This is a genomic window from Dietzia cinnamea NBRC 102147 (assembly GCF_001571065.1).
In the GTDB taxonomy this organism is placed as follows: domain Bacteria; phylum Actinomycetota; class Actinomycetes; order Mycobacteriales; family Mycobacteriaceae; genus Dietzia; species Dietzia cinnamea.
Genome location: NZ_BCSW01000075.1, coordinates 1 through 9,943 on the forward strand (window position 1 = coordinate 1; position 9,943 = coordinate 9,943).

Annotated in this window: 10 protein-coding genes; 5 read left to right on the plus strand and 5 right to left on the minus strand. The window is 62.9% G+C overall.

The genetic code is table 11. The annotated features are described in order from the left end of the window. Positions 1 to 263: 263 nt before the first annotated feature. Positions 264 to 1,010 carry an SOS response-associated peptidase gene (locus tag DCI01S_RS15245; protein ID WP_368664649.1) on the minus strand — a complete coding sequence of 249 codons (747 nt, stop codon included), beginning with the start codon at positions 1,008 to 1,010 and terminating at the stop codon, positions 264 to 266. A 486-nt stretch (positions 1,011 to 1,496) separates the two neighbouring features. On the opposite strand from DCI01S_RS15245, the gene DCI01S_RS17355 reads away from it, so the two are divergent. Beyond that, positions 1,497 to 2,141 carry a hypothetical protein gene (locus tag DCI01S_RS17355; RefSeq protein ID WP_061230014.1) on the plus strand — a complete coding sequence of 215 codons (645 nt, stop codon included), beginning with the start codon at positions 1,497 to 1,499 and terminating at the stop codon, positions 2,139 to 2,141. A 158-nt stretch (positions 2,142 to 2,299) separates the two neighbouring features. Next, positions 2,300 to 2,890, plus strand: coding sequence for a hypothetical protein (locus DCI01S_RS15255; RefSeq protein ID WP_061230015.1), 591 nt, complete (start codon positions 2,300 to 2,302; stop codon positions 2,888 to 2,890). A gap of 145 nt (positions 2,891 to 3,035) precedes the next feature. Here DCI01S_RS15255 and DCI01S_RS15260 read toward each other — a convergent pair whose 3' ends face one another. The 3 genes from DCI01S_RS15260 to DCI01S_RS15270 all read right to left on the minus strand — a co-directional run bounded on the left by DCI01S_RS15260 (position 3,036) and on the right by DCI01S_RS15270 (position 6,000). After that, a complete protein-coding gene (locus DCI01S_RS15260; protein ID WP_156482623.1) occupies positions 3,036 to 3,671 on the minus strand; it encodes a hypothetical protein in 636 nt (211 codons plus the stop codon). A gap of 41 nt (positions 3,672 to 3,712) precedes the next feature. Further along, positions 3,713 to 4,303: a PASTA domain-containing protein gene (locus DCI01S_RS15265; RefSeq protein ID WP_061230017.1), complete on the minus strand. Its 591-nt coding sequence runs from the start codon at positions 4,301 to 4,303 to the stop codon at positions 3,713 to 3,715. Positions 4,304 to 4,710: 407 nt separating this feature from the next. Continuing rightward, on the minus strand, positions 4,711 to 6,000 hold the full coding sequence (locus tag DCI01S_RS15270) for a T3SS (YopN, CesT) and YbjN peptide-binding chaperone 1 (RefSeq protein WP_438356741.1): 1,290 nt from the start codon (positions 5,998 to 6,000) through the stop codon (positions 4,711 to 4,713). 251 nt (positions 6,001 to 6,251) lie between these two features. On the opposite strand from DCI01S_RS15270, the gene DCI01S_RS15275 reads away from it, so the two are divergent. Further along, the gene (locus DCI01S_RS15275; protein ID WP_156482626.1) at positions 6,252 to 6,773 is read left to right on the plus strand and encodes a DUF4365 domain-containing protein; all 522 of its coding nucleotides are present in this window, start codon (positions 6,252 to 6,254) and stop codon (positions 6,771 to 6,773) included. Between the two features lie 79 nt (positions 6,774 to 6,852). Here DCI01S_RS15275 and DCI01S_RS15280 read toward each other — a convergent pair whose 3' ends face one another. Continuing rightward, a complete protein-coding gene (locus DCI01S_RS15280; RefSeq protein WP_061230020.1) occupies positions 6,853 to 7,422 on the minus strand; it encodes a hypothetical protein in 570 nt (189 codons plus the stop codon). A 370-nt stretch (positions 7,423 to 7,792) separates the two neighbouring features. Between DCI01S_RS15280 and DCI01S_RS15285 the strand changes: the two genes are divergently transcribed. Together DCI01S_RS15285 and DCI01S_RS16940 are read left to right on the plus strand one after the other, a co-directional pair. Further along, the gene (locus DCI01S_RS15285; protein ID WP_082767866.1) at positions 7,793 to 8,536 is read left to right on the plus strand and encodes a DUF4839 domain-containing protein; all 744 of its coding nucleotides are present in this window, start codon (positions 7,793 to 7,795) and stop codon (positions 8,534 to 8,536) included. Between the two features lie 471 nt (positions 8,537 to 9,007). Further along, on the plus strand, positions 9,008 to 9,943 hold a 936-nt coding region (locus tag DCI01S_RS16940; protein ID WP_156482627.1), incomplete at its 3' end, for an FRG domain-containing protein.

The following is a 9,943-nucleotide window of genomic DNA, read 5'->3' on the forward strand; positions in this document are numbered from 1 at the left end:
GGTTGCTTGGTCGCTTTCACACCTCACACGGAGGTCTTCCTCATGTCAGCCCGCCATGCCGACCGGAGACACAACGTCCGTGGTCAGTACAGCTAGGCGACTACGTCCTCCGTCACTCGCCACCCCATGAGGTCGAGAGCATCAAGCAGCTCCTCCGTTCCGTCGGAGCTGGCTCGATTGCCGATCAGTACTGACCTCCCGGCCTGCCTCCTAGACGCTTCAAGGGCGCCGCACCCTCACCGGGCGCGGCGCCCTTGAAGTGTCTAGGGGAGCGGTTCGATCAGGCTGGGGTCGGTGCGGTCCAGGGTGCGCACGTTGTTGACCGCCCGGGACACCGGACGGGTTCGCAGGGTCGCCGCGACCGTTCGGGACTCAACGTCGAGCAGGTCGAGCAGATCGCCGGCCCGATCCTTGTTCACTTTCTCTGGGTCGAGCCAGGCGTCCCACGAGGCCGGGGTGAGGAAGACCGGCATCCGGTCGTGGACCTCGCCGGCCGCATCCTCCCCAGTGCGGGTGATGATCGTGAACGTCGTCCGCCACTCCTCGTCGTCGCTCTCGCGGTGGAAGGCCAGCAGGCCGGCGGCGAGCAGGAGTTCGTCGCCGGGGGCGTGGACGTAGCTCGGGTTCTTGACCTTTTTGCCGGCCTCGACGACTTCCAGCCACTCGAAATAGCCGGTCATCGGCACAAGGGCACGTGCCGAGGCGAACGGGGAGCGGAACATGCCGTTCGTCGCCACGCCTTCGAGGCGGGCATTTATCGGTCTCGGACCCTTCTCCTTCGCCCACGACGGGCGCAGCCCCCACGTGGGCAGGAACGCCTCACGCACTCGCTGATCGCCGGCCAGGCGGTCCCGTACCACCGGCGCCCGCGTGCGAGGGGCCACCGAGTAGGCCGGCGACCAGTTGAACCCAGGATCGGTCCCATCTAGCTCCAGGACATCGATCAGGGCTGCGCCGGACACGGCTACCGAGTATCGCCCGCACATGCGGAAGACAGTAGCAGCGCTCATGCTTTACGTGCTCTGAGCAGCGCAAACAAACCCACGCCCGCCCAAGGCGCAGTGGATTCGGCGAACGAGACGGACACCTCACGGGGTCAGTTGAGCAACGGTTGCGGACCCAATCCTGCGGAATCGTCAACTTCGCATCTGTTTCGATCCGCAGAAACTACGGAAGTTTCCTAACGAACCGCTTCGATACCACGTGGTGATTCACCGCGATTAATTGGAACTGCTCGATTCCCCCTTCTTTAACGAAGATCCCCACCGATATTCCGGAGCCAATAACGCCGTTTAAAAAATTTCAAAAAAGGTATTGCGCACCCCTATTCAAACGGGATCCCGTGTGCGATCCTGTGTCCGGCGCCGCGGCATCGGTGCAGGTCAAAAGGTCGCCGAAAAGAAAAATCGAATACCGGGTCAATTCGAACAATATCTCTTCGTTCGAATTGGTTCGCCCGCTGAAACTGTCCGCAGTTCATCTCGAATCAAAGGGGAATGACCATGTACAACACCAACATTTCTGCCGTCTCCGAGTCCGTGTCCATCGTGTTCGATGGCTGGAACACGGTCCTCGGCGCGTCCGAGGGCTTCGGGTACTCGCGCCGTCAACTGTCGACCTTCACGCTGGACCTGCCCCGGCTGGCAGACAAGATCGCCGCACTTCGTCACCGGCCGAGTGAGGTGGAGCGGATCGCGGTGGTGATGGGAATGCATGATCGGCACACCGACCCGGCCGCCCGCGCAGCGCAGGACGCCGCGGCCCGGCAGTGGGCACGGGATCCGCGGGTCACCGTCATCGACCCCGGAATGGTTCGAGTCGACGCCCCCACCAGCGACGACAACGGGGTGGTGGTCCCCATCAGGCGGCACCGCGAAGTCGACGGCGACGCCGAGATCCAGCGAGTGCTCACCGAATGGACCGACGACCGCCGAACCGGTGCCGCCATTCTCGTCAGCGCCGACGACGACCACCTGGAGACCGTCGCGAACATCCGGCGCCTGCGTCGCACCCACCTCGAGGTGGCCCGCTGGGAATGGCAGCGCTCCCGCCTGTGGCAGCCCGGCCTGTGGGTGCACCACCTCGACCAGCGGCTCCTGGACTCCGTGACCTCCGACCGTAACCCCCGAAAGGCGGCCTGACATGACCACCGACCACAACCCGACCGAAATGGCTGAGCGGCGAACTCGCCCACCGGGCGCAGCTCGACCACGACAGGACCACGGAGCCCGAGCCCGCGGCGGCCAAGGGTGGGGGAGCGGTCCGGACATTCGGCAGGCTGACCTCGCAGCTTGCACGGGTGTGCGAGCTGGTCAACCTCACGCTGTCCCAGATCGTCCTCAACAACGATCTGGGAATGGCGTGGATCCTGCTGGAACAGGCCCGCCAGCAGCTCGGCCACGCCGCGGCCTCCGCCGCCGCGATCGGCGCGCAGCGCCAGCTCACCGACGACGAGCTCGAATCAGAAGCCGGAGCACTGGCGCAGCTGGTGTGGTTCCTGCAGCGCGACCGAATGCCGTGGCCCGACGACGCCTCGGTGGTGGTCGACTTCGGCAGCGGACCAGATGCGGCACCGGATTTCCGGCCGGACACTGCGCTGGAACTGGTGCCGCTGCAGCTCCTGGCCAACGCGGCGATGACGTTCAGCGCAGGGGATGCGGTGCAGGTCGTCGGCGACACGGTAATGATGATGGCGTTCGGAGAGTACGTCGGGACCATCATGGCCGAGGCCATGGAACTGCTCGAGTACTGCGCCGATCAGGCCAACGAGCCGAACCTGCTCTCGCTGGTAGAAACCGGTCACCAGGTGGCGGACCTGGTCGCCGGAGCATTCCCACCAGCGTGGCAGGTCTTCCACGGGCCGGCCGGCTTCCCAGACGGCACCACCTAGCCAGGACGCCGGTTGTCCGCAGCCTTCAGCGGACAACCGGCGTAAACGCCCGACCATCGTGTCGAAACAGGACGCGACTTATCAGCGAGTGGCGGTCGCCGAACTGCCTCTAGGAGACACTCTTAGCCGTGAGGGGTCACGATGGTCAGGCGGGCTTGGCGATCTCGACTGTCGCCTCAAGGGTGGTGCGCTTCTCGGCGCCCGAGCCCCACGAGCTGGCCACGGGGCTGTCCTTGAGCATCGACCCGTCGATCCCGCCGACCGCCTCGATCACGTCGGCAGGTTGGTCGTCGGTGCCGGTGTTGAAGGTGACTTTGACTTCCACTTCATCGAGCAGGACCAGGTGTGCCTCGGGGGGCTCATTGAAGTTGTAGGAGTCGACGAAGCTTCTCGGGTTGGCGTTGGCATTGTCCGACAGGGTTGCGGAGAACTCCCCGTCCTGAACGGTTGCAGGAACCCGGTCTACCTCGATGTATCCCTTCTCGGGGTCGTTCATAGCCACGGACACGCGGGCCAGGCTCACAGAAAGAACGGCGCCGTCGGGGAGGTCTGTCTGTCCGATGACCTTGACGTCGTCCCCATCCACTTCGGCGTTCAATTCGAGACCGACAGGGGTGCTTAGAGCTGGTGGAGCGGACGTCGTCGGCGAACTGGAGATCGGGGCGGGTGAGGCCGACGCGGAGACGGCTGTTTCCTCAGCTTGGGGCGAGTCGTCGGATCCGCAGCCGGCGGCGACGAGGACGACCGCGGCGAGGACAGTGAAACTTGATGACAAACGCATGGTTAATAGCCCGTTCTCGGAAAGGGGGTTCGGATGCGGAACTAGCAGGACTTCGGCCCGACAGTTGTTATTTCTCTGGAGTCCGGCCCGTTAAGTGGCTGCCCTCCATAACTGGACCAGCACGGTCTGGCTCCTCCCCAGATGTCCTGGTCGCTCTCGGCTGTCCAGGACGGGTCCTTCTGGTCGAAATCCGCTTGAGTTTCGTAGCCGTAGCAGTAGGCCGCCCGGGTCTTGGTGAGATAGAAATCGACGCACTGATCGGTCAGTTGACGCAGCTCGTCGGGGTCGGATGTTCCTGCGACGAAACGCACGTTGGACTGTCCGCCCTTATGCTGTTTCGTCACTCCGGAGGCTTGGACCATCCATTCGGAGAACTCGACAGGCGCCTCGATGGCCAGCGCCGGTGGCTCATCGTCCTGGCCAAGCTCGTCGGTCTTGAGAATTCCGAACACGATGCGGGCATCTTCGTCCATCTCGGTCCCCGGGCCCGGTTCCTGATCGAGGACCGTCCAATTCTCGGCCGCCCACACCTGGCGGTTCCTTCCCGAGCGGTCCTCGACCTCAGCGTGGAGCTCCACCTGCTCCAGCGCTGCGTCGGCTTCGTCTAGAGTCATGCCGCTGAAGTCGACCATGACATAGGGATCCGACTTCGCGCCACACGCTGCAAGTAGCAACGGAGTAACCGCCAGCAAGGCGGCCGTGCTGCGCCGACGCCGCCGAGGGGTCCAAGGAAAAGTGCTGCTGAACATGATCCCCCAAGAAGTTTCCTCACGCCATCGGCGAATGCGTTGACGATAGATGGACAGTACCGACTCGCCACGGCCGCGATGAGAGACCCGCAGGCTATCCGCAGACAGCACCTCGGTTCGGGTGCTGAATCATTGATCAGCGGCAATGGCAGGAGCGAACTTCTCGGTACTGCGTAGCGGCATTCTGGACCCGATAGTGCCTAACTCCAGTTAGCTCGGAGACGAGACAGGCCAGGATTCACACCCAGCGTCGGTTGCCTCAGCTAATCGCTCTGATCACCTGCGGATGGTCACCGGAGAGGGTGGCAGCCCCGTTGGTTCCAGGTGGACTGTCCGAAGTCGGCCGGGAGGAGTCGCTTCCCCGCGAATTTGGTGTTGAGTTCGGGGTCAAGGACGCCGTCGAATTCCCACACGACGCCGCTCTTGCCCTCCGCGCGGTCCAGCGCGGTCCAGTCCTGGGCTCTGTAGACCGCACGGACAACGTCGTGGGCCACGACGAACACCGGCAAGTCAGGTGTGGAACGTAGGTCGGCCCCCACCGACCAGGCGCGGCGGGCTGCGTCGTAGATCGTGTCCGGGTCGTCGGTGGCGCCGGCGACGTTGACCTTGAGGACGAGACTGGGTCTCGGCAGTTCCGGAGCTGGCTCAGCGCCAAGGCGACGGGCGATCTCCTCGGCCCGGGTGTCATCGATCGCGAACCGGTAGTGGCCGCTGGCAATGTTGGTCAGTTCGCCGTATTCGGACTGTATTGCACCGATGCGAAAGCCGGAGATCAGCGCCTGTTCAACGGCGAAGGCTTCTTCAGGGCTGTCGCAGACGCGGACGATGTGGTGTTCCACTGTCAGACCTGCCGCGGCGATCTGCCGGATCCGCTCGTCTTTGGCTGTGCGCACCGCGTGGTTGTCGCCGTGCTCGCTGTCGGTGAGCAGCTCGTGCCCCTCGCCGGTGGAGTGCGCGTCACCGAGCGCAGTCCAAACGTGGTGGTATACGCGATCGCCGGTGCCCTTGCCGATGTAGAAGGCGGCGTTGTCGCGGGGATCGATGAGCATGTACACGTACTGCTTGAGCGCAGCGCGAACATCCGCGGTGAAAGGTGCCGGCAGGGCAGGGCGTTCCGGAGTGCGGAGCACGTCCATGAGGGTCTGCCCGCCAGCGCATTCAGTGATCTGTGGGCCGGCGAAATCCAGCACTTCGCCGACGGTGTTGATCAAGGTGTACAGGTGCTGCGGAACGAACGGGATTGCCGGAACGTCGCAGGAGGCCACCACGGCGTCACCGAGGATCTGGAAACGGACGAATGTCGCCTGATCGTTGAGGGAGTCGATCATCGGTTGAGCCGCAACCGGAGTGGTCATCCCGGTCACCACAAACGACACTATCGACAGAACGCCCTCGGGACGAGGGGTCACCACCATGCCCGAGCTACCGATCTGGATGCGAAAGCCCCCCTCCGCGTCCGGTTCGATAGAGGAGCCGTAACTCATCGACAATGCGTGGGCGACGGCCGCTGCAAGATCGTCTGGATCGCTTGGCCGGTACGCGGCGTAAGGATCGAAGTTCTCGGGCTCCGAGTCTGTCATCACCCCAGAAACACTAGATCCCGTGTACGACAGCGCAGCACCGAACGCGTACACAAGCCCGCTAGCGGCGGAGCTCGAGAAGCTCTCGCCGGCGTTATGGGCGAACCCGCAAAACCAGGGACGCTGTGCGGTGCCTGTCGGCCAGTTGCGCACTTTCAACCGTGGGTAGCCCGGTCGAACTTACGACATCGCCCACACGTTAGTTCGCGAGTTACTCCTCAAACTGATGCCAGCGCCCGACAATGGTGGGCATGGTGAACGATGAACCGCTTGTTGAGGCGCATTCCCCGAGAGGTCCCGCGACTCCGGAGAAGCTGGCACTGGGGGCCGCGGCTGAGTTGTTGATAGCGAGTCGTCTCGCGCTGCTCGGTTATCAGGTCTATCGGCCGCTGGCCGATGACAGGGGCGTTGATCTGCTCGTCGACGTCGGGCGCGGCCGCCACGTCGCGGTTCAGGTGAAGGCTGTCCGGCACATCACCAGCAGCTATGTGTATATGCGCAAGTCGACGTTCGCGTTGGAGCCGTGGACGGTTCTGGCGTTGGTCGTCTACGGCGACTCGCTCGATGAGCAGCCGCAGGTGTACTTCGTCCCTGCCACCGAGTGGAAGTCCTCCCGCTCACCGCTGACCAACTATGACTACGCCGGAGGCAGGAGCGCTCCGGAGTACGGCCTCAACGTCCGTAAGGCATGGAGGGACGAGCTTGAGGAGTGGTTCGCTGATGCGGAGCACATCCATCGAGTAATGCAGCAAGCGCACGCTGAGCTCGACTGACTGCTCCGCGGACGACGGAATCCGATTTATCGGCGTGGTCCCCGCGGCCGGGGAGTCATGGGTCGCCCCTCGTCCTAGATCAGGGCGTTCCCGCTGCTTCCACGGTGTCCCGCAGCTCGGTGTAGGTGCACTCGGCAACGCCGGGCAGGGCGGCCAGGCGGTGCAGGACGATCGACTTCTGGCCCGGGACTTGGGCGTTGAGAACGTGGGTAGGTACGACTAGGAAGCGCCAGTGGTCCAGGTTCAGCGGGTCCAGATCGGCCACTTCAGTGACGTCGAGGACGCAGACAACGTACACGTCGGCTTGGCGGCGAGACTTGGGGTCATACCGGCCGGTGTGTGTATCCCAAGCGAGGGTCTCGGGGATGCTGACGGTGGGGGTGGAGGCACGAGTCTGCGCCCAGCTCTGGAGGAACGACACCGACTTAACCTCCACCCGCAGTCCGCTTTCGGTGACGATGTCGACGGCGTCCCATTCGACGCGGACGCCGGCGTGAGTGACTCCGAGCGCGCGAGCGACGAGATACTCAGCGAACAGGCCGCGGACGGTGTTGTCGAGCAGGCTCGACAACGACCATCGCCAGAAGTCGATCACTGGCCCCCCGGCGAGTGGTTCACCACCGACGGTGAGGGGCTCGTCGCCGGTCATGCGAACCGGGACGATCGCACCGTGTGCTCCGATGGTTCGTCGAACCGACAGGTCCGGCCGTTCACGGGACTGCGCATCAGGGTGTGTCACAGGCGCTCCTCACACAGAGACATTGAGCGAACGATTCGACGAAAGCCCACGTCGGTCCTCTCCCGTTATGGGTTACAAGCGCCATGCCCACCTTGGCGGGAACAGACACCCGGAAGGGAAGCGATCGTTTACATCGAATATAGGATCACTGGGTTAGTGTCCCTCCTCGTCGTCGGTGCTGAGCACAGCAGCGGAAACGGCGGGAAGGACTTCCCCCAGGGCTGGGTGAGCGTCTCTCTAACTGGGGGCGAGAGCCTTCCGACGACGAGCAAGGGTCAGCATGACGACTGAAACAACCCGGTACCAGTTCGTTGAAGTCAAGACGGTGCGGGGCGCTGAGCAGCGGTCGATCGCTAAGAAGCAGGCCGAGGGCTGGGAACTAGTCGATCAGCAGCCCGGCACAGTACGAACCACGCTTCGATTCCGGCGCCCAAAGCCGCCGGTGCCATGGAAGATGCTTGCCGGTCTCGGAGCAGCCGCGGTGGTTTTATTCGCGATCATCGGAATCGGCGCACTCCTCGAAGACGACGACTCAGCAAACCAGGCCAACCCGGCTGAAACCGCGGAAGCGCAGCCCGCAGAAACGACCGGCCCGGCCCCAGCCTCCGACCCCGGAGCAGTTACTGAGCCTGATGAGGTACTCACCATCGACAACAGCTTGGAACTCGCGGCGCTCTTGCAGGAGGGCGACTATTGCTCGCCGACCGTCGCCGGCTTCGCTGCTACCCACGCGGGCCGGACGATTCAATTCGATGGCCATATCGCAGCGATGAACACCCACGGAAGTTACGACACCCGGTACGACATACTCCTCGGCGCCAGGGACTTCAACGAGTCGGACGGCCGTGGCCCAGCATTTCAATACCGCGACGTCGCACCCGTTTCCGACCTGAACCTGACCGGGCCGGGCATTCCCGATGCGATCGGCGTCACCGATCGGTTCCGGTTCACCGCGGTGATCGAGCGCTACGAAGAGAACAGCTGCCTGTTTCTGCTCGACCCGGTCTCCACTGAGACTCGCTAGGACTGTCCGATTACGCCGAAGCAGTAAGCGTGCTAAACGCCCGGGCGGTGCCGGTAAGTGCTCCTACACCACCCACTGCGACGCTCGGGGCTGACGTGGTTCCCTATGAAGCTTGGATGACAGTCAGCGTCACCGCTCTGACCTGGGGATTCAACGTAATGCAACATTATCGGCACTCGGTGTTTGGGGGGAGAAAGTGGCTCCAGGCCCAGTCGGTGCAAGACGACCTCCGTCAGTGCGTCCGTGAGTCGGCCGCCATGGTAGTGAGGGTGTTCTCGGTCAGGCTCGCCTCCTCGCCCTCGGGGTAGACCGTTCTACACCCTGCCTCGGACAGGCGGAGCCACCTCGAGCTGTCATGTCGAGGTTCCGCGACGCTGACACCTACTCGTGCACCACCCCCTTTCAGGTGAAATATAGCCTGTAGGATTAGTGACCCAACGCGTCACCATCGCCCCAAGGATAGCCCCCCGAATGCAGACTCCGTACATTAGAGACGAATATCTTTTCGAATTTGGACGCACTGATGGTAGCAGCGAGATAGATTTCAATAAATGGTGGACGACCCTCATTTCCTTGGCGTTCTCCTTTACGCCGTGTGCTGAGGGTGACTACTCACCGCGATTGTTTTGGCGTGGACAGTCGTCTTGTTGGCAGTTGACGCCGGGGGTGCACAGGTCCCTTCGGGATACTGCACAGTGGGGTCGTGGACAGCGCCGCTTCACCGATTCATCGATAGGCGACGAGGTCAAGACTTTGGTGAACAGGGCCCGAGGTTTAGGGGTCGGGCCCGACTATTTGACTTCGACTACAGATCTTCAGCTCCTTGCATTTCTTCAGCACCAAGGGGCTGCAACGCCGCTCATAGATTTCACCTCGGACTTGCTGACGGCGCTGGCAATGGCATGTTTTGACTCGACTAGTCATCAGAACGATGGCCTGCTGTTCTGCTACAAGTACACGCCATGCAACGCCAATTGGGTTCCCCCATTCACGGATGTCGACGCGGGCGCGATGTTCGAAAGGCTGACAGGCACCAGCTCTTCTCAAGTGATGCTCTACAGCCCGCCGTACCTGACCGCACGGCAGAGGATTCAGCGCGGCGTCTTCTTTTTTTCTGCTATTGATCATGACAACCCGTGCTCGTCCATGCGCATTCCATTCATACGGGCGGACGAGGCCCACGATCGCCATCTATCCAGAGGGCATGATGGCGAGGAGTTGTCGGGGATGCCGATCCGTTCAGGCGAGTGTCTAGCGGTCAAGGTTCCCTCGTCATTCAAGCCGCGCCTGCGAGAATGGCTGCGAATTCAGCATCAACTAGAAGAAGACTACGTGTACCCCGAGCCGGTGTCACTGGATGCCCACCGCGAGTTTATTCGCGCTGCCAGCGCACACAGCCTTATTCGG

Coding starts and splice junctions, on each gene's coding strand:
- DCI01S_RS15270 (WP_438356741.1), bottom strand. CDS start 6,000: ATGACAGACTCGGAGCCCGAGAACTTCGATCCTTACGCCGCGTACCGG.
- DCI01S_RS15265 (WP_061230017.1), bottom strand. CDS start 4,303: ATGGTCGACTTCAGCGGCATGACTCTAGACGAAGCCGACGCAGCGCTG.
- DCI01S_RS17355 (WP_061230014.1), top strand. CDS start 1,497: ATGACCATGTACAACACCAACATTTCTGCCGTCTCCGAGTCCGTGTCC.
- DCI01S_RS15280 (WP_061230020.1), bottom strand. CDS start 7,422: ATGACCGGCGACGAGCCCCTCACCGTCGGTGGTGAACCACTCGCCGGG.
- DCI01S_RS15245 (WP_368664649.1), bottom strand. CDS start 1,010: ATGAGCGCTGCTACTGTCTTCCGCATGTGCGGGCGATACTCGGTAGCC.
- DCI01S_RS15275 (WP_156482626.1), top strand. CDS start 6,252: ATGGTGAACGATGAACCGCTTGTTGAGGCGCATTCCCCGAGAGGTCCC.
- DCI01S_RS15285 (WP_082767866.1), top strand. CDS start 7,793: ATGACGACTGAAACAACCCGGTACCAGTTCGTTGAAGTCAAGACGGTG.
- DCI01S_RS15260 (WP_156482623.1), bottom strand. CDS start 3,671: ATGCGTTTGTCATCAAGTTTCACTGTCCTCGCCGCGGTCGTCCTCGTC.